General features: G+C 40.4%; 17 protein-coding genes. 7 read left to right on the top strand and 10 right to left on the bottom strand.

Features of this window, described 5'->3' with window-relative positions:
- Positions 1-5: 5 nt before the first annotated feature.
- From ACZ1GV_RS11040 to ACZ1GV_RS11030, 3 genes are read right to left on the bottom strand one after another with little or no spacing between them, the layout of a single operon-like run.
- Entirely contained in the window at positions 6-761 is a 756-nt protein-coding gene (locus ACZ1GV_RS11040) for a DUF481 domain-containing protein (RefSeq protein WP_472674206.1), read from the bottom strand.
- 20 nt (positions 762-781) lie between these two features.
- Positions 782-1,192 carry an MAPEG family protein gene (locus tag ACZ1GV_RS11035; RefSeq protein ID WP_472674205.1) on the bottom strand — a complete coding sequence of 137 codons (411 nt, stop codon included), beginning with the start codon at positions 1,190-1,192 and terminating at the stop codon, positions 782-784.
- Between the two features lie 8 nt (positions 1,193-1,200).
- On the bottom strand, positions 1,201-2,091 hold the full coding sequence (locus ACZ1GV_RS11030; protein WP_472674204.1) for a TolB-like translocation protein: 891 nt from the start codon (positions 2,089-2,091) through the stop codon (positions 1,201-1,203).
- A 107-nt stretch (positions 2,092-2,198) separates the two neighbouring features.
- On the opposite strand from ACZ1GV_RS11030, the gene ACZ1GV_RS11025 reads away from it, so the two are divergent.
- The 6 genes from ACZ1GV_RS11025 to ACZ1GV_RS11000 all read left to right on the top strand — a co-directional run bounded on the left by ACZ1GV_RS11025 (position 2,199) and on the right by ACZ1GV_RS11000 (position 8,976).
- Positions 2,199-3,101 (top strand): phosphoribulokinase, encoded by a 903-nt coding sequence (locus ACZ1GV_RS11025; RefSeq protein WP_210561196.1) that lies wholly within the window; start codon positions 2,199-2,201, stop codon positions 3,099-3,101.
- 234 nt (positions 3,102-3,335) lie between these two features.
- Positions 3,336-4,742, top strand: a complete 1,407-nt coding sequence (gene glnA / locus ACZ1GV_RS11020; protein WP_472674203.1) for a glutamate--ammonia ligase — start codon at positions 3,336-3,338, stop codon at positions 4,740-4,742.
- A gap of 127 nt (positions 4,743-4,869) precedes the next feature.
- A complete protein-coding gene (locus ACZ1GV_RS11015) occupies positions 4,870-5,397 on the top strand; it encodes a DUF4124 domain-containing protein (protein ID WP_210561203.1) in 528 nt (175 codons plus the stop codon).
- Positions 5,398-5,475: 78 nt separating this feature from the next.
- Complete coding sequence (gene glnL, locus ACZ1GV_RS11010) at positions 5,476-6,585, top strand: nitrogen regulation protein NR(II) (RefSeq protein ID WP_472674202.1); 1,110 nt, start codon at positions 5,476-5,478, stop codon at positions 6,583-6,585.
- Complete coding sequence (ntrC, locus tag ACZ1GV_RS11005) at positions 6,578-7,990, top strand: nitrogen regulation protein NR(I) (RefSeq protein WP_472674201.1); 1,413 nt, start codon at positions 6,578-6,580, stop codon at positions 7,988-7,990. The genes glnL and ntrC overlap by 8 nt, the downstream gene beginning before the upstream one ends.
- Before the next feature lie 125 nt (positions 7,991-8,115).
- Positions 8,116-8,976 carry a PEP-CTERM sorting domain-containing protein gene (locus ACZ1GV_RS11000; protein ID WP_472674200.1) on the top strand — a complete coding sequence of 287 codons (861 nt, stop codon included), beginning with the start codon at positions 8,116-8,118 and terminating at the stop codon, positions 8,974-8,976.
- A gap of 33 nt (positions 8,977-9,009) precedes the next feature.
- On the opposite strand, the gene ACZ1GV_RS10995 is transcribed toward ACZ1GV_RS11000, so the two are convergent.
- From ACZ1GV_RS10995 to hutC, 7 genes are all read right to left on the bottom strand, one after another.
- Positions 9,010-9,969, bottom strand: a complete 960-nt coding sequence (locus ACZ1GV_RS10995; RefSeq protein WP_472674199.1) for a hypothetical protein — start codon at positions 9,967-9,969, stop codon at positions 9,010-9,012.
- A gap of 21 nt (positions 9,970-9,990) precedes the next feature.
- Positions 9,991-11,121: a hypothetical protein gene (locus ACZ1GV_RS10990; RefSeq protein WP_472674198.1), complete on the bottom strand. Its 1,131-nt coding sequence runs from the start codon at positions 11,119-11,121 to the stop codon at positions 9,991-9,993.
- A 31-nt stretch (positions 11,122-11,152) separates the two neighbouring features.
- Positions 11,153-11,815 carry a hypothetical protein gene (locus tag ACZ1GV_RS10985; RefSeq protein ID WP_472674197.1) on the bottom strand — a complete coding sequence of 221 codons (663 nt, stop codon included), beginning with the start codon at positions 11,813-11,815 and terminating at the stop codon, positions 11,153-11,155.
- 80 nt (positions 11,816-11,895) lie between these two features.
- On the bottom strand, positions 11,896-12,837 hold the full coding sequence (locus ACZ1GV_RS10980; RefSeq protein ID WP_472674196.1) for a hypothetical protein: 942 nt from the start codon (positions 12,835-12,837) through the stop codon (positions 11,896-11,898).
- A gap of 119 nt (positions 12,838-12,956) precedes the next feature.
- Positions 12,957-14,474, bottom strand: a complete 1,518-nt coding sequence (hutH, locus tag ACZ1GV_RS10975) for a histidine ammonia-lyase (protein WP_472674195.1) — start codon at positions 14,472-14,474, stop codon at positions 12,957-12,959.
- Positions 14,474-16,171 carry a urocanate hydratase gene (gene hutU / locus ACZ1GV_RS10970; protein ID WP_472674194.1) on the bottom strand — a complete coding sequence of 566 codons (1,698 nt, stop codon included), beginning with the start codon at positions 16,169-16,171 and terminating at the stop codon, positions 14,474-14,476. Before hutU ends, hutH begins: the two co-directional genes overlap by 1 nt.
- A gap of 54 nt (positions 16,172-16,225) precedes the next feature.
- Positions 16,226-16,933 carry a histidine utilization repressor gene (hutC, locus tag ACZ1GV_RS10965; RefSeq protein ID WP_472674193.1) on the bottom strand — a complete coding sequence of 236 codons (708 nt, stop codon included), beginning with the start codon at positions 16,931-16,933 and terminating at the stop codon, positions 16,226-16,228.
- Positions 16,934-17,070: 137 nt separating this feature from the next.
- On the opposite strand from hutC, the gene hutI reads away from it, so the two are divergent.
- Positions 17,071-18,315, top strand: a complete 1,245-nt coding sequence (gene hutI / locus ACZ1GV_RS10960; protein ID WP_472674192.1) for an imidazolonepropionase — start codon at positions 17,071-17,073, stop codon at positions 18,313-18,315.
- The last annotated feature ends 32 nt before the right edge of the window (positions 18,316-18,347 follow it).

Below are 18,347 nucleotides of genomic sequence, written 5' to 3'. Positions count from 1 at the left end.
TTCGTTTAGAACTCGTATGAAAAGCCAGCTTGGTATTTGATGTCAGTTTTCTTAACATCTAGTACTGGTTGGCTGTCATGCTCAACTAACAATCCAAACTTAAGCGATAAGCTTTCGGTTAATTTAGACTTAATCGATAAACGGTTATAGGCCCTAAAGTCACTGAACTTACTTATATCTGGTTGATAGTAAAGTGTGTTAGATAACTCAGCGCCATTTTTTAATGGAATTGTTGTTACCCAATATAGGCTCAAGCGAGTCTGATCAAACTTTAGTGTTTGGTCATTTACGTCGTACCTTTCTTTTTCTTGAAAAATACCTAAGCCTGCTGTGTTTTTATCTGAAAACTCTTTTCTATATGCAACACCAACAAGGTTCCTAGATTCAAGTGACTTAAAGTCATCTGTATTACTTTGTGCGAACACTTCAAAAGCTTCGTTTGCTGAAAAGTAATAGTTATATCTAGCATGCAAAAATGAACTGTCTTCACTTTTTACATCGTTACTTTTTGCGTAGTCGCGACTAGCCATTACAAAACCGAAGTGTTCATTGCTTCGTTCTGAGTGATATATACCAAACGAGAAATCTTCTTTGTCTGAGTTACCGCTTTTACCTGATAAGTCCAGAGATAAACTGGTGAAGCTTGGTTTGTCTTGTGAGCGCTGACGTAATGATTCTGTTTCGTCTATCGCCGCAGCACCTGCGGACATGAGTAAAGAGGAGAGTATCGTTGACGCGATTAGAGTGTTATTAAACTTCATAACTTCCTTAGCCTGCTAAATTAGGGCAGGCAATTTATCATTATTGCTACTGAACTTACAATGCCAAGCATCCAAACAGTACTGCGAAGCTTGTCCCAATTCAGCCAGTAACAGGCTAAATAGAGTAAACGACAGACAACAAAAGTAACGGACAATATTGCTATATTGCGGGTCACATTACCGGTAGCAATAGCTAGTAGTATGGCTGGCGCAAACAAAATAAGCGCTTCGAAAGAGTTTTCATGCGCCGCTAAACACCGAGCTCCGAAACCTTTTAATGCTCGTTGTTGCTCACGAGGGTGCTGATTATCATAACCTGAGCGGTGGCTTGTACCTTGTTTGTGCATAGCAATCGCTAAAGGAGCTTTTGCTACGTATGGCAACAAGCAAGCGACAATTAAGCTATAAATCATCCATGTAAGTTCGTTCATAATTATTCCTATTTATTGATTGCACTTTCATTACAGACTAATGCAATTTTTGTCTGGATTGAGTTTACTGCAATTCGAGAAACACCTTCAGGGCAAATAGCGCCTACATCTTGGAATAAGGACCAGGTTTTATCTGTACCTAACTTCCAAGTAAACAGCTTACTTTTGCTGGCTGTGAGTAAGGTGCTGTCGTCAAACCAAGTGTAATATTGACTACGAGCAGGCATAGCAATCAGTTCAGTGGTTTTTTTAGTATTTGCATTAAAGGCCCATATGGTTTGTTGTTGCTCATTGCCCTTTGAGTACGAAAAGAAGTCTTTAGTTGAGTTATAGCGAATACTACGGCCAATGTTTTTATCTACTTTAAGTGCATTCTTAGTTGGATATTTATCAAAATACTGCAATGTCATTGGCTCACCCAAAACAAAAGTGGTTAAGTCTGACTGTTTTCCCCAAGCGTGATAACCAACCGGCTTGATATCGCGATTGAGCATTTGTTGCTGACCGGTTTTGGTATCGACGGTCCAAAGACGTTGCACACCGTCAGGCTCAACTTTGATGATTGAAAGCTGTTGCTCTTTGAGTGGCGTTTCCAATGGCGAGTATTCGCTGCTTTGTATTGTTCTGGTTAGATTTGAGTGCTTGTTACTGGCAAAGTGATAATAAAATATATCGGCTTGCTGCTCACCTAAATTATTGTTTAGCATTTTGGTGTAGTACAAGCCTTGATGATCTTTGCTAAAAGATGGTTGATTGTCATAACCTGCTCGGTTGGTAATATTTTTTGCACTTTCTATTTTTACGGTTTTGTCAGTATTGATTTCGATTAACCAAATATCGGTTTGTGCATGGCTAGAAAGGCTTAAGGCGATTCCAACAGAGAAGATTAATTTGCGCATCAGGTGTTCCTTTTTGTTATTTTTAGATTTTTCCAGTCGGGGCAAAACTTGACGGTGTCGCTTTATCACTTTATAACAAAGCTTACTCATAACTAAGAAAAAATTCTATGTCGGTTAAACATCCAATTATTGCCGTTACTGGTTCATCAGGTGCTGGTACAACAACAACGACTAATGCGATTACCCATATTTTTAGAAATTTAAATGTGGACGCAGCGTTGTTAGAGGGCGACAGCTTTCATCGTTATGCGAGAGCAGAGATGGATGTTGAAATCCGCAAAGCCCAAGAGCAAGGCAAACATATTTCATATTTTGGCTCGGAGGCTAACGACTTTGGTGCACTTGAGTCGTTATTTAAGAGTTATTCAGAAACTGGCACAGGAAACGTACGTAAATATCTGCATTCATTTGATGAGGCGGTGCCTTATAACCAGATGCCTGGCACATTTACTCCTTGGCAGGAATTACGACCTAATACTGATTGTTTGTTTTACGAAGGCCTGCATGGCGGAGCGGTAACGGACGAACACAACGTCGCCAAACATGTGGATCTTCTTATCGGTATGGTACCAATTGTAAACCTTGAGTGGATTCAAAAAATAATTCGCGATACGAATCAACGCGGACATAGCCGTGAAGCCGTAATGAGCTCCATTGTGCGCAGTATGGAAGATTATTTTACGCATATTACGCCGCAGTTTTCTCGGACTCACATTAACTTCCAACGTGTACCGACCGTTGATACTTCTAACCCTTTTAGCGCAAAAGACATCCCAACATTAGACGAAAGCTTTGTAGTTATACGCTTTAGAAATCTTCAAGGTGTTGATTTTCCCTACTTATTACAAATGATCGATGGCTCTTTTATGTCACGAATCAATACTTTTGTTGTGCCCGGTGGCAAAATGGGATTAGCACTCGAACTTATTATGACCCCATTAATCGAAAATCTAATAGAAAAGCGTCGTAAACTCATTGGTCAATTAGACTGGATAGACAATAAAAAATAACTGACAAAACTTATCTACACACTACACTTTTGTTGACGAATAAAAACTATGTTTGGATCAATTTGGTGCGTTGGTTGTGCTATTTTGGTGCAAGCTTATTTTTATTTGACGCTTGGCTGTTTTAAGTTCATGAATTTAAACGTATTTTATTGTGGCATGAATTTCGCTCAAGCTTCGGCACAGGACAACAAGAGTTGTTTATGAAAAGACAATATTTATCATCTGGAGAAAAAAATGTCTGATTCGGTTTTAAACCTTATTAAAGAAAATGAAGTTAAGTTTATTGATTTACGCTTTACCGACACAATCGGTAAAGAGCAGCATGTGACTATTCCGGCGCATCAAATCGATGAAGACTTTTTTGAAGACGGAAAAATGTTCGACGGCTCTTCAATTGCAGGTTGGAAAGGAATTAATGAGTCAGACATGATTCTAATGCCAGATGCTGATTCAGCAGTTTTAGACCCATTCACAGAAGAAACAACTTTAAACGTTCGTTGTGACATTGTAGAGCCTACTACAATGCAAGGTTATGAGCGTGACCCTCGCTCTGTTGCTCGTCGTGCAGAAGATTACATGCGTGCTGAAGGCATTGCAGATGAAGTTTTCATTGGTCCAGAACCAGAGTTTTTTGTATTTGATGATGTAAAATTTAAAACAGACATGTCAGGTTCGTCTTACAAAATTGATGCGGCCGAATCAGCATGGAACTCTGATAAGCATTATGAAGACGGTAACATGGGTCACCGTCCGATGGTTAAAGGCGGTTATTTCCCAGTACCACCAGTTGACTCATCACATGACTGGCGTTCATCTACTTGTTTAGTAATGGAAGAAATGGGCTTAACGGTTGAAGCGCATCACCATGAAGTAGCAACAGCAGGTCAAAACGAAATCGCGACTTTGTTCAATACGCTAGTATTAAAAGCCGACGAAGTACAAATTTACAAGTATGTTGTGCACAACATGGCGCATGCATACGGCAAGACAGCGACTTTCATGCCTAAGCCAATCGTTGGTGACAATGGTTCTGGTATGCACGTGCATCAATCATTACAAAAAGGCGGCGAAAACCTATTTGCTGGTGATAAGTACGGTGGTTTATCTGAAACTGCACTTTATTACATTGGCGGTATCATTAAGCATGCTAAAGCCATCAATGCGTTTACAAATGCTTCAACAAACTCTTACAAGCGTTTAGTTCCAGGATTTGAAGCGCCAGTAATGCTTGCTTACTCTGCACGTAACCGTTCAGCTTCAATTCGTATTCCAGTAGTACCTTCGCCAAAAGCACGTCGTATCGAAGTACGTTTCCCTGACCCAACAGGTAACCCGTACTTAGCATTTACGTCTATGCTAATGGCTGGCCTGGACGGTATCAAAAATAAGATACACCCTGGCGATGCAATGGATAAAGACTTGTATGATCTACCAGCTGAAGAAGCTGCAGCAATCCCACAAGTTGCATCATCACTAGACGAAGCGTTAAATGCACTAGATGCAGACCGTGATTTCTTAACGGCTGGTGGTGTAATGACAGACGACATGATTGATGCTTATATTGAACTTAAGCGTAAAGAAGTTGAAAAGCTAAACATGACGACTCACCCGGTTGAGTTTGAAATGTATTACAGCTTATAAGCTATAATTAACTTTTAATTTTAAAAGCTAAAAATGAGCCCACTTTAATCAGTGGGCTTTTTTTCTGGTGTATTTTCCCAAAATTGGTTAAATTCTAACTATCTATACTTAATAAGGTTGAGAGGACATGAGGAAGTTCGTATTGCTGCTTTTGGTTTGCCTAATTGCAACTCAAACCTTTGCAGCAGCCAACAAAAAGATTTACGTTTGGCGTAACGCAGAGGGTGTATTGGTTTTTTCTGATTCGCCAATTGCAGACGTAAATGCAGATACAGTGGATGTGAATGCAACACCTAATATTATTAAATCCGTTGATACAAATATTTTGGAAGGCAAAAAAGATCCTGCCGAAAATAAGATATCTATTGAAATCCTTAAGCCAACAGCGGAAGAAACAATAAGAGATAATACAGGTTCAGTATATATATCAGGTGCAATTAAACCCTCCTTTAAACGCGGTTTGTCAGTTGTCCTGAAGCTAGACGATAAAAAAGTAAAAGGCCCTCAAAAATCTGCCGTTTTTATTCTTCGAAATGTTGATCGTGGGGAACACCGAGTTCAATTAGAAGTTTGGAACGAATCAGGCAAGGTTATTGCAGTTAGTAAGCCAGTTACCTTTTTTCTTCACAGAGCGTCAGTTAATTCACCAAATTAGTGCATTTAGCTTTGAGTCAAAAGGAATTATGACTTAGACTAAATGTCCTATGCACCATAATGGTGCGGAGTGTTAACGGTGAGCAAATATCCTATTCAATCTTCAATTAGTGAACAAATATTAGAGCAACTTACTCTCGCCGTGGTTTTAGTGGATCGCGATTTACGCGTGATATTTGCAAACCAGCAAGCCGCCACTATTTTTGGCCAAACACGTAAAAAGCTGATTTCTCAGCAGTTACTTAGATTGCCTATCAAACATAGTTTTCCTGAAGGGCTGTTTGAACAATTATGGAGTTCTCAACAGTCTTTTTCTGACCATGAAGTAGAGTGGTTTTTTATTGATGGACGCCATGTCATTTCAGAGGTCAATGCTGACCTCGTGATGGTTGATGGAGCACCTGCGTGTTTATTGCAGATACGTGATAATGACAACCTTCGCCGAATTAATAATGAAAATGCTCATAAGCACCATATTAGTGCATCCCGGCATTTGATTCGTGGACTGGCACATGAAATTAAAAATCCATTAGGTGGGATACGCGGAGCTGCACAGCTATTATCTCGTAGTTTAGATTCAGATGAACTTCGAGAGTATACGCAAATGATCATTGATCAGTCTGATCGGTTAAAAGAGTTAGTGGACAGACTGTTAGGCCCAAACACACCACCGAAACGAAGTGCGACCAATATTCACAGTATTTTGGAGCGGGTTTGCAACTTAGTACAAATTGAATTGACCCACCATATTAATATTAAAAAAGATTACGATCCAAGCTTGCCCGAAATACTAGTTGATTCAAATCAGATAGAGCAAGCCTTACTAAATATCGTTCAAAACGCTTTATATGCAGCATCACAAGACTCGCATAGGAATGCCCAGGAGTTAGGCGCTGTAACTATAAAAACTCGTTTTGAGGCCAGTAAAATCTTACATGGCAATACATTTAAAAAAGTGATCAAAATATCCATTATTGATAATGGACCAGGCATATCAGAACAAATTAAGTCAACGCTGTTTTATCCAATGATCACAGATAAACCTGATGGCAATGGATTAGGCTTGTCTATTTCCCAACGACTTATAGATCAACACAAAGGCGTTATAGAGGTTGATAGCTGGCCGGGACACACTGAATTCTCAATTTATTTGCCAATACAAGAAGCGGAGCAAAATCATAATGGTTAAAGTTTGGGTAGTTGATGATGATAACTCCATTCGTTGGGTATTGGAGAAAGCCTTGAGTCAAGGTGGCTTTAATGTGGAGTCTTTTGCGACGGGCGAACTAATATTACAACGCCTTGAACACGAGCAACCCGAAGCGATATTTTCCGATATTCGCATGCCTAACATGGACGGAATGCAGTTGTTGCAAAATATTCAGCTCCAATACCCAGACTTACCCGTTGTGATTATGACGGCACATTCAGATTTAGACAGTGCGGTTAATGCATTTCAACACGGTGCTTTTGAATATTTACCAAAACCATTTGATATTGATGATGCTGTTTCGTTAGCAAAAAAAGCAGTAGAACATAGTAAAAACCTGGCTAAAAAAAATAAGCCAGAAGAGAGCAAACCTGGCTCGGAAATTATTGGTGAAGCGCCGGCAATGCAAGAAGTATTTAGGGCGATCGGTCGCTTATCTCGTTCGAGCGTTAGCGTACTTATTAATGGTCAATCAGGAACAGGTAAAGAACTTGTAGCCCATGCGTTGCATAAACACAGTCCGCGATCTTCAGAAACTTTTGTTGCGCTTAATATGGCGGCGATACCAAAAGAGTTAATAGAGTCGGAGTTATTTGGTCACGAAAAAGGTGCTTTTACTGGTGCAACAGCAACAAAAAAAGGACGATTTGAACAAGCAGACGGTGGTACTTTATTTTTAGACGAAATTGGTGATATGCCTCTTGACGTGCAAACTAGGCTATTAAGAGTATTAGCCGAAGGACAATTTTACCGAGTTGGCGGACATGAACCCGTGTCTGTAGATGTAAGAATTGTTGCGGCAACACATCAAAACTTAGAGCAACTTGTATTAGACAATAAGTTTAGAGAAGACTTGTTTCACCGTCTAAACGTTATACGAATTCATATTCCCGCGTTAAAAGATCGCCAACAAGACATCGCCAAATTGTGCCGTCATTTCTTATATAAAGCAGCAGAAGAATTGGCCGTTGAGGTGAAAAGCATTAGTAAGCCAGCGTTAGAATTTTTAGAAAATTACAATTGGCCAGGCAATGTCCGTCAGCTAGAAAATACCTGTCGATGGTTAACCGTTATGGCCAGCGGTAAAGAAATTCTATTTGAAGATCTGCCACCAGAAATGATAACGGCCAACAAAAACGAGGCAACGACTTCATCAGATAAAAGTGAAGACGAACAGGCGTGGACAAATGTGTTTGAGAGTTGGTTAAAGGAGCGTTTGGATAGCGGTGATAATGACATTATTTTGCAAGCCCAAGCGGACTTTGAACGGTCGCTGATAAATACGACTTTAAATTTCTGTAATGGTCATCGTCAAATGGCGGCAAAAAAAATTGGTTGGGGACGAAACACAATAAGTCGAAAAATACGAGAATTGAAGCTGTAGAGAGGCAAAGGTGAATTTTTAAGTGTTTGATTTTTATAGGGTTCAGGTACAGAATTACGCCGTTTTTTTGCATTCTTAGTGCTAACTTACTAAGTTCTTTATTCAATAACGAATAGGGAACTAAAATGAAAAAACTTCTTAAAAAAGAATTACCTGTACTATTATTTTGCTCATTGTGTGGCAGCATATCAACAGCTCAAGCTGAGCTTATTGGATACGACTTATTAAACGGCGACCTAAACGCCTCACTTGGACTCGCTTATTATCAAAATAGCGTGGCTGGTCAATTCTCAAGTGCTCAAGATGCATTTGCTAAATACCAAAGCTCGTTTGGCTCAACTAATAATGTACCTGATGGTTTAATAGACTTAAGTGGTCAAGGTTTGCTCGATAACTTTGGTTTAGTGATGCCGGCTCCAGACTATGCTTTTTTTGGTATAACCGACACCCTAAATTCAAGTAATCCATCTGGTGATGCGGAGGCTGAGTGGGGATTCAATATTGCTAATTATAGCAATCTATCGGTAGATATAGACTTTGCGGCAATGGGTGACTTTGAAGCGAGTGATACTTACTCTTTAACTTATGCTATTGATGATGGGCCCTTTTCTACACTATTTGCGTTTAATGCGGAAACCTCTCAAGCACTAAATTACACTATGGTAAACGGTAATCAGCGGATGCTTAACGATCCCATAAGTATCCGCAGCGCAAACAGCCCATTCTCGTTTAATTTAACAAATAATTTTAGTCAATATTCCTCATATATCGCTGGTGAAGGCAGTACTTTAAGATTGCGAATGCAAGCAAATGCCGATGGTGGCACAGAAGGGTTTGGCTTTAGTAATATTCGAATCAATGGCACTGGGCTTTTAACTTCAACACCTGACTTGCCCGATAGCCCAGTCACTAGTGTGAGTGAGCCGGGCACGTTACTCATTATGTCACTGTCTTTATTAGGTTTTGCTAGAAGGTTAAGGTGTTAAAGAATGCATCCGTCCCCTGATTTTAGAGCACGATTACTTTGCTTGAAAACTAAGTCGGCCCGAAAGATCCATCATGGTCAAATGCACTTTAATTAGCTTGTTTAGTTGGGCGTCATTTGACGAGTTAGCATTAGATGTACTGAGGCTAAAAGGTATAGCATCACTTTCAAGGTTAATGGTCTCAGATTCACTTTTTATTTCTAGATTAACAAGGACGTTTTCTAGATTTGGCAAAACAGTTAAATTTAATTGCCAATAAGCAGATTCAGGATCCATTTGCACTTCGAAGCCATAGTCACTTAAATACTGGTTGATTGCATTTCGATGCTTATCAGCAACTTGGACATACACGGTTTTATTCCGTTCATTAATAAAAGCTAAGTACTTGTCTGTATCAAACAGGTAATAGTTTTTTGTAATATTGTCGTCGATTAATGTTGTTACCAATGTTGTTGCAGCGTTTATCCAGACGTCATTTGTTGGCCATTTATATTGGGATAGTATGTTTTTAACGTTCCGATTGTGTTTCGCTTCTGTTGCAATCCAGTGGTATTTATGTGGCGTCGAAAACGGAATTAAGGCACTGATATCTTCATCAAGTTTGATTGTGAGTTCTGTGTTAGCAGTGCCACATAACTCGTTGCCTATTTTTTTGATATTTTGTTGTAAATTTATGGTGTCAGATTTAAACGCGGAACCAATTACCAGTTGCTCAGCTTGAGATTGGGTAACGCCATATTTTTTTTGCAGCTGTTGTTCAATATCGCTTTTATCGACAAAGAACTGCTTTTTAACAAGTTGTAAGCTGTATGCTTTTAAAGCCGAAGCATTTGACGCACCATACATACAAATGTTGGTTGTTATTGAAAATGCGCGTGGTGATTCTTGCACTTTGATATCTACAGTGTTCGCCGATGCAGCCCCAGCCATCAAAGCTAATCCGGCCAGCCCTAGATAATTTCTAACTTTATGATTAAGTGGGTAAATTAACACTACGCGCTTTCCTTTTGTAACTTACAGTCGGTTATCGACATAATCTTGCGGCAAGCCAACCGAGACTGCAAACACGCGCTGATTCATTGGTGTTTGGTAAATTTTACCATCAGCGTTGTCTTTAATTTTTTCGGCAATATCGGTATTTTTCCATTTAACGATTTGTGCAATAGCACTATTGCTAGAAGGTTTTACCGTTGCGACGGCAATAGGCTCAACAAATCCTTGTTGGTATTGAAATAAAATCATTGTTTCGTTGTTCAATATGCCTGCGTTGCGGCCTCTATCTAGAGTAACTTGGTTATTTTTAAAGGCCACGACTTGAGCGCTTGATGGCATTTCGATTAATAATCGTGATAACAACACATCAAACGCTTTTGACGCCATGGAATTAAAAACAGCCTGAACGTTATCTTGATTAGAGTAGTCAAACCCCGTGTAATAGCGGTTGTTCACTTCTGTGTATACAAGAGACTCTTTACTACGAACGTCAGTACCTTTTACTCTAATTTTACCAAGGTTCGGATATGCTAGTTTTTGTTTGGTATAAGGGTCAATCACACTGGTTGTCATTTCTATCTGGTATTGTGCCAACCCGTTATGCTCACCATAAAATCGATCCGCAGTTTTAATCGTATCTATTTTTACTGCATAGTCTGGACGCAATACTTTGCTGTTTTTGTTAAGCTCAGCGACGGTTTTTATATCTTGTTCAGTAAATTGTTTTTGCTTTTCTGCATTGATCACATCGTCATCGTTTGTGACGATTTTAAAACGATTAACACCCGCTAATTGATTCTCTAACATGAGTCCTAATGTTTGGTTGTTTAGCTTTGTCAACGCGGCAGACTCAGAAGCAAACTTGCTGTTTATTTGGTTATCGCCAAAATAAATTCGAATTGCTTTTTTATCTAACGGACAAGCACTCTTTTCAAGTTGAAAATCATCATCACAAAATTGTAAGCCTTGAGTATCAAAGTTGGCAGGAACTTGAATGTCTTTATCTTCAAAATCATAGGCGCTTTTGGCAATACGCATTAGTGATAGCTTTGATGTTGGTGCCGAGGTTTTAGTTTGCTCCGCCGGATATTGTATTGTTTGGTTCGCGCAGCCTGTTAGTGTTAATGCGGCTGTTAATACAAGTAATTTCATGTTCATTCCCTAATACTATCTGTTGTGACAATCATAGTTTGGTGTCTAATATTTTCTGAATTTCTTTTGTTATTTCAATTACAGACTTTTCTTCTTCAATAAATTCGTTTGCAATTCGAGTCAAGTGAATGCGAGCTTGAGCCAGTTCAAAACCCTGATTTGTCCGGTGTGCATTTAATAACATGGCGATGCCCTCTAGCTTTAGCATTTCCTCAAAATTATCTCTCAATATAAGAGATAGACGAGCGCCTTGCAGAAGTAACTCTGCAGCTAAGCGTGCATTTTCCGCTTGAATGCCAATACTCGCTGCTTGATAGTCTTTAAGTTTTGTAGCGATTTTCTCTTTGTTATTCGAATGTAGACGATCAAACCTTGCTGCTTCAGTTATAAGCTCTTGTGGTGTTTTGTCTTTGTTAGCCATTACAAATGACATGACGTCACGATGATTATCTACCAGTATTTTGTATTTTTTTAAAAGGCTACGCTGATTTCTAAACACACTCAGGATAGCCTGACTAACGCTGTCGAAAATCGGTGAAACAGCATGATGGCGAAACCCGACTTTTTTCATGTCGCTGTCTATTCTAGTTACCCGCTGGTCACGGTCTAATTTTCGAGCTTGCTCTTTAGTTAGCAGCTGGTACTCACCAAACGCGACAAACGATTCGCCAAATTGGTTGACTTGTGTCTGCATTGCACACCCAGACAACCCAAAAAGCGCGACTGTAACCACGACTATTTGAAAAAGGTTTTGGTGTGTCTGCCACATCGTACTTATTTACCGCCTAATGATAACTGATTAACAAAGTTGTTTTGTGCAGCAACCATAACGCTGTCTTTATTATCACCTAATTCAAAAGCGGTAATAGGTCGTTGCACGATAATTTTTTTATTAAAAGTAACAACTTGTTGTGCCTCTATTTTTACTGCATGAATGGGTGCTTGGTCAAAATACGATATCGTCGGGCCTAAAATAATTATTTCTACCTTGTTGCTGGCATTTGGCTTTTTCGTTAATAGCGATTGATATTGAAGATGTAGTCGTTCATTAATATAAATGAGTTGTGACGACTGTGGACGAGACGTATGTTGAGCTTGAGTTGCGCCGACAACAAGGGATATATCTGTTTCTGAAAGTATGTTTATAAAGTGTTCTTTAAAGTTGCTTAACTGACTTTTTATAAAACGCTTGTCTTGGTTGTGCTGTGTAAGCAAAGACACATACTTTTCTGCTTTAGTAAGTTGTGGCCACAACAAGACACCGTTACTAATTATCTGAGCTGAGTCTTGGTTGCTCATTATTAATGGCACAACTTGAATGTCTAAATAATTATGAATTGAGTCAAAGACACTTTTTTTATCAACTTGCATCAACACGTGAACAACGCCGTTAACTTGCTGGCTTTTTAACACTGTCGCGTTAATAAAACTAAACTGTTCTGAGCTAAGCACACCATAACTTTCAATACTTTGGGTCACTTGATTTTGTGCGTTTTTGATATTGTTAGTAAGTGTAGTATTTGAAACATTAACAATAAGCCGGTTGCTTAGTTGCTCTAAGGCATTAGATTTTGCAGACTCTATGTTGTCGCCACTACCCGAAGTGATGAACAAATTTGAAGTATCCTGTGGTGGTGAAGTTGACCAATCAGGAGATGTTGAGGAGCAGGCGGTTATTAAAATTAGACTAAAGACCATCCATAGAGTTTTGTGCATAAAATACCGCCTGTATTAATATAATTCTGCCAAATTAATGAGTCTTACAAAGTTAGTCAATGCAAGACTCATAAAGTTTCTTAACAAGATGTGTATTGCCTTGTTAATTTAGCATAATTTTAATGAAGCAACTCAGCGAGTACACGTTGTTCCAGTAATTGCTTGGCATGTTCGATATCAGGCGCAAAATAACGGTCTTCATCATAAAAAGGCACTACAGCACGCAATCTAGCTTTGCCTTCTTCCACCATTGCTGAAGATTTGTGTGGTGCTCGGAAGTCCAGACCTTGGCACGCAGCTAACCATTCAACGGCTAAAATGGCAAACGTATTGTCAGCCATGTCTTGCAGTCTGCGGGCTGCAAAGGTAGCCATAGAAACGTGATCTTCTTGGTTTGCACTGGTTGGTAAGCTATCAACTGAAGCTGGATGAGCGTAGCTCTTGTTTTCAGAAGCTAAGGCCGCAGAGGTAACTTGGGCAATCATGAAACCTGAGTTTACGCCGCCGTTATCCACTAAAAACGGAGGTAATTTACTTAAGTTCGAGTCGATTAACATGGCCATTCGACGCTCTGAAAGTGCGCCAATTTCTGATATCGCAATGGCTAAGTTATCCGCCACCATGGCTACGGGTTCGGCGTGGAAGTTGCCACCTGAAATAATGTCGGCGCCATCATCATGTAAAAAGACTAATGGATTGTCCGTTACACCGTTTGCTTCAGTTTTTAAAATATCGCCAGCGTGACGAATTTGCTGTAAACATGCGCCTAATACTTGAGGCTGACATCTTAATGAATAAGGGTCTTGGACTTTGTCACATTGAATATGACTATTGCCCACCTCTGATGAATCGCTTAATACATTTCTAAACGCTGCGGCAATGTCGATTTGACCTTGCTGACCGCGAGCTAAATGGATTCGTTCGTCAAAAGGAGAACGAGAGCCAAGCGCTGCTTCTACCGTTGTCGCGCCAATCATAATAGATGATGCCAATAAGTCTTGTGCTAAAAAGTAACCTTTTAATGCTAACGCGGTAGAAGTTTGGGTGCCATTTAATAATGCCAAGCCTTCTTTAGGCGCCAGTTCTATTGCCGATAAACCAGCTTGTTTTATACCTTGTTCTGAATGAACAATATCGCCATTGATTCTAACTACGCCTTCACCCAATAACGGTAATACTAAGTGAGCCAATGGCGCTAAATCCCCGGATGCGCCTACTGAGCCTTTAGCTGGTACGCAAGGGTACACTTCATTATTGACTAAGCTAATTAATGCTTCGATAACCGATAATCTAATGCCAGAAAAACCGCGAGCCAGTGAGTTGATTTTAAGTACTAGCATTAATCGAATGACATTGTCACTTAAGTATTCGCCGGTACCAGCCGCATGGGACAGCACTATTTTACGCTGCAGAATTTGCAATTCTTCTTTCGAGATTCTTGTATTGGCCAATAAACCAAAGCCAGTATTAATTCCATAAACGACTCTGTCTTCATCGATAACTTGTTGCACCGCTTGTTGGCTTCTATTAATGGCGTCTTTGCAAGACTCATCAAGACTAAGTTGAACTGGCGCATCGTAAATTTTGCGAAGTGTATCAAGGTCTAATGTCCCTGGTGTAAGTACTAATTTGTTCATTATTTTACTTCCTTAGCTACCGCGTCATTTTCCAGCGACGGTAAGTTTAAACCTTGCTCTTTTGCACAATTAATTGCGATGTCGTAACCAGCGTCTGCATGTCGCATTACGCCTGTTGCTGGATCATTCCAAAGTACATTAGCTAAACGTTGCTCTGCTTCTGCAGTACCGTCGGCAACAATAACAACGCCTGAGTGCTGGCTAAAGCCCATGCCAACACCACCACCATGATGCAAGGAAACCCAAGTTGCACCCCCTGCGGTATTTAATAATGCGTTTAATAAAGGCCAGTCTGAAACCGCATCTGATCCGTCTAACATGGCTTCGGTTTCTCTATTTGGGCTCGCCACGGAACCTGAGTCCAGGTGGTCACGGCCAATAACAACGGGAGCCGATAACTCGCCGCTTTTCACCATGTCATTAAAGGCTTTAGCGATTCGTGCGCGATCCTTTAAGCCAATCCAACAAATACGTGCTGGCAAACCTTGGAATTGAATACGCTCTCTGGCCATATCTAACCAGTTGTGTAAATGTGGGTTATCAGGGATAAGCTCTTTTACTTTGGCGTCAGTTTTATAGATGTCTTCAGGATCGCCAGATAAGGCAACCCAACGGAATGGGCCAATACCCTCACAAAATAATGGGCGAACATAAGCAGGTACAAAACCAGGGAAGTCAAAAGCATTGGTAACGCCTTCTTCCAAAGCCATTTGGCGGATGTTATTACCATAGTCTGTTGTTGCGGCACCTGCGGCTTGAAGTTCTAGCATAGCTTGAACTTGTTTTGCCATAGATTGCTTAGCGGCTTTAACAACAGCGGCTTCATCTTTTTTACGCATTTCTGCCGCATGTTCCATGCTCCAGCCTAGAGGCAGGTAACCATTTAATGGGTCGTGAGCAGATGTTTGGTCGGTAACTACATCAGGTGTGATGCCGCGCTTGACCAATTCAGGGAATATTTCTGCTGCGTTGCCAAGTAAACCTACTGACACCGCTTGTTTATTTGCAACCGCTTCATCAATCATCGACAAAGCTTCATCTAATGTAGTGGCTTTTTTGTCAACGTAACCTGTACGTAAACGGAAGTCGATTCGTGATTCGTCACATTCAACAACTAGTGCTGCGTATCCTGCCATCGTTGCCGCAAGTGGCTGTGCGCCACCCATTCCACCAAGACCACCAGTTAAAACCCAACGGCCAGACGCGTCACCATTAAAATGTTGTTTTGCCATGGCAACAAAGGTTTCATAGGTACCTTGAACAATGCCCTGCGAGCCAATATAAATCCAAGAGCCAGCAGTCATTTGGCCGTACATCATAAGGCCTTGTTTATCGAGCTCGTTAAAGTGTTCCCAGTTTGCCCAATGCGGTACTAAATTTGAGTTCGCAATTAATACTCTAGGGGCGTTGCTGTGCGTATTAAATACGCCAACTGGTTTGCCTGACTGTACTAATAAGGTTTGATGATCTTCCAATTGATCTAAAACTTCTACGATTTTGTCGAATGATGGCCAGTCTCTCGCTGCGCGTCCAATACCACCATAAACCACTAAATTTTGCGGGTGCTCTGCAACTTCTTCGTCGAGGTTGTTCATTAGCATCCGTTTGGCCGCTTCCGTTAACCAAGATTTAGCGGTGATTTTATTGCCACGAGGCGCGCGAATGACGCGTGAAGAATCGAAACGTTGATTTGACATGATGTTTCCTTTGAATAGGATTTTTTAGTTTTAGTTTTAGTTTTAGTTTTAGTTTTAGTGCTTGCCAAAGGTGAGCTGGCCACCAAGGCGGTAGCTTGAACCTGGATATATGATTCGAGCGAAACAAACCACGTCATTTTTGCTCGACGTGCGGCGGATCAATTGCAAACAAGGTTCTTGATTAAAAAGTTGTAACCATTCACACACTTGTTCAGTTGGCGCTACGGCTTCAATGGTATGACGCGCCTCAGTTAGAGGTGCAACTTGAGACAAGTATTCGTGAGGTGTGGTTTCGGTAAAGTCTTGAGATAAGTAATCTGGCGCACTTTTAGGATTAATAAAGCGTTCTTCAACTTGCACAGCCTTATCATTGTCAAAATGCACGATGACAGAACGAAAAACTTCAGAGTCCACATCTACATCGAGCGCAATAGCAATAGGAGCAATAGCCTGAATAGTTTCTAATTCAATAACGGTGGCTTTGTGCTGGTGGCCACGAGCTGTGATTTCATCGGCAATGTCTTTAATTTCAAACATAGAGCCTTGGCCTTTGAGCGACGCAACGTAGGTGCCTGAGCCTTTCGTGCGGTTCAATATGCCTTGTTGGCTCAAGTCCTCTACCGCTCGCCTAGCCGTCATGCGGCTAACCGAAAAATCATCAGCTAACTTATTCTCTGAAGGAACCAGTGCATTTTCTTGCCACTCGCCAGATTCAATTTTTTCCAGAATGTACTTTTTAATTTGTTCAAACTTTGCTGTCATCTTGGGCTACCATCTAGTTTTGTTGTTGGCTAATTGAAACCTTTAATCAATTGAAACCTTAAATAAAAGGTGACACACTAAACCTGTATATACAACTTAAAGTAATCCATAACCACTTAGATCGTCAAGGTTGTTTAATGAATAATTCTGAAGCGCTACCGCAAACGTTTGACCTAGTTATTAAAAATGTTCAGCTGTTAACAATGGACAAAGAAACTCATCAACAGGCCTATGGGCATATTAATGATGCAGCGATTGCTGTATTAAACGGGGAAATTAGCTGGCTAGGTCAAGCAGCGGATTTGCCAGATATACCGTGTAAAAACGTGGTTGATGGCCAAGGCCAATTCTTATCGCCAGGGCTTATTGATTGTCACACGCACTTAGTGTTTGCAGGTAGCCGAGCTGATGAGTTTGAAAAACGGTTAAACGGAATGAGTTATAAAGAAATTGCTGAGCAGGGCGGTGGTATCTTAAGTACGGTTAACGCAACACGTGAAGCTTCTTTTGATGAATTATTGGCGTTAGCCGAAACCAGAGTGAAGACGTTGATGAAAGAAGGCGTAACTTGTATCGAAATAAAGTCTGGTTATGGTTTAAATACAGAAACAGAGGTTAAGATGTTAAAAGTTGCACAAGCGCTTGAGCAGTCTTTTCCTGTAGAAATCCGACGCACGTTTTTGGGCGCACATGCGGTTCCTCCAGAATTTAAAAATGATCCAGATGGTTATATTGATTATCTCATTACGGATACTTTACCAGCACTTGTTGAACAAGACTTGGTCGATGCAGTCGATGGTTTTTGTGAAAATATAGGTTTTAGTACAGAACAGATCAAAAAACTTTTTGACGCTGCAAAAAAATATAATTTGCCGGTTAAATTGCACGCAGAACAGCTAAGCGACAGTGGTGGTACGGGTTTGGTCGTCGACATGGGGGGCTTGTCTGCGGACCATGTAGAGTATTTATCTGAAAAAGATTGTATAAAACTATCCCATTCTGTAACCATTCCTGTATTATTACCAGGTGCCTTTCATTCTTTGTCTGAAACGCAGCTGCCACCAATCAAAATATTAAGGGAATTAAACGTCCCAATGGCGATAGGTAGTGATTACAACCCGGGGTCTTCGCCACTATGTTCATTAAAGCTAATGCTTAGTTTGGCCTGTACTCATTTTAAATTAACACCAGAAGAGTCTTTACTCGGTGTTACTTGTAATGCTGCAAAAGCGTTGGGTTTAGACAAAGTTGGAGCATTAAAAGTAGGCTACAGAGCTGATTTTTGTTTATGGGATATAAAACACCCTGCAGAACTTAGCTATACATTCGGGATAAACCCGTTAACGCGAATGTGGATTCGCGGGCAAACCTGCTTTTTATAACGAATTACTTTAACTCGTCGTCGTTTAATTAT

The sequence above is a fragment of the Psychrosphaera sp. HA2-10 genome, assembly GCF_055693745.1.
Note: the sequence above shows the minus strand (reverse complement) of the source record. Positions and strands in the feature narration are given on the sequence as shown.

Coding starts and splice junctions, on each gene's coding strand:
- ACZ1GV_RS11025 (WP_210561196.1), top strand. CDS start 2,199: ATGTCGGTTAAACATCCAATTATTGCCGTTACTGGTTCATCAGGTGCT.
- ACZ1GV_RS10990 (WP_472674198.1), bottom strand. CDS start 11,121: ATGAAATTACTTGTATTAACAGCCGCATTAACACTAACAGGCTGCGCG.
- ACZ1GV_RS11030 (WP_472674204.1), bottom strand. CDS start 2,091: ATGCGCAAATTAATCTTCTCTGTTGGAATCGCCTTAAGCCTTTCTAGC.
- ACZ1GV_RS11015 (WP_210561203.1), top strand. CDS start 4,870: ATGAGGAAGTTCGTATTGCTGCTTTTGGTTTGCCTAATTGCAACTCAA.
- ACZ1GV_RS11040 (WP_472674206.1), bottom strand. CDS start 761: ATGAAGTTTAATAACACTCTAATCGCGTCAACGATACTCTCCTCTTTA.
- ACZ1GV_RS11035 (WP_472674205.1), bottom strand. CDS start 1,192: ATGAACGAACTTACATGGATGATTTATAGCTTAATTGTCGCTTGCTTG.
- ACZ1GV_RS10980 (WP_472674196.1), bottom strand. CDS start 12,837: ATGCACAAAACTCTATGGATGGTCTTTAGTCTAATTTTAATAACCGCC.
- ACZ1GV_RS11000 (WP_472674200.1), top strand. CDS start 8,116: ATGAAAAAACTTCTTAAAAAAGAATTACCTGTACTATTATTTTGCTCA.
- hutC (WP_472674193.1), bottom strand. CDS start 16,933: ATGACAGCAAAGTTTGAACAAATTAAAAAGTACATTCTGGAAAAAATT.
- ntrC (WP_472674201.1), top strand. CDS start 6,578: ATGGTTAAAGTTTGGGTAGTTGATGATGATAACTCCATTCGTTGGGTA.
- hutI (WP_472674192.1), top strand. CDS start 17,071: ATGAATAATTCTGAAGCGCTACCGCAAACGTTTGACCTAGTTATTAAA.
- ACZ1GV_RS10985 (WP_472674197.1), bottom strand. CDS start 11,815: ATGCAGACACAAGTCAACCAATTTGGCGAATCGTTTGTCGCGTTTGGT.
- glnA (WP_472674203.1), top strand. CDS start 3,336: ATGTCTGATTCGGTTTTAAACCTTATTAAAGAAAATGAAGTTAAGTTT.
- hutU (WP_472674194.1), bottom strand. CDS start 16,171: ATGTCAAATCAACGTTTCGATTCTTCACGCGTCATTCGCGCGCCTCGT.
- hutH (WP_472674195.1), bottom strand. CDS start 14,474: ATGAACAAATTAGTACTTACACCAGGGACATTAGACCTTGATACACTT.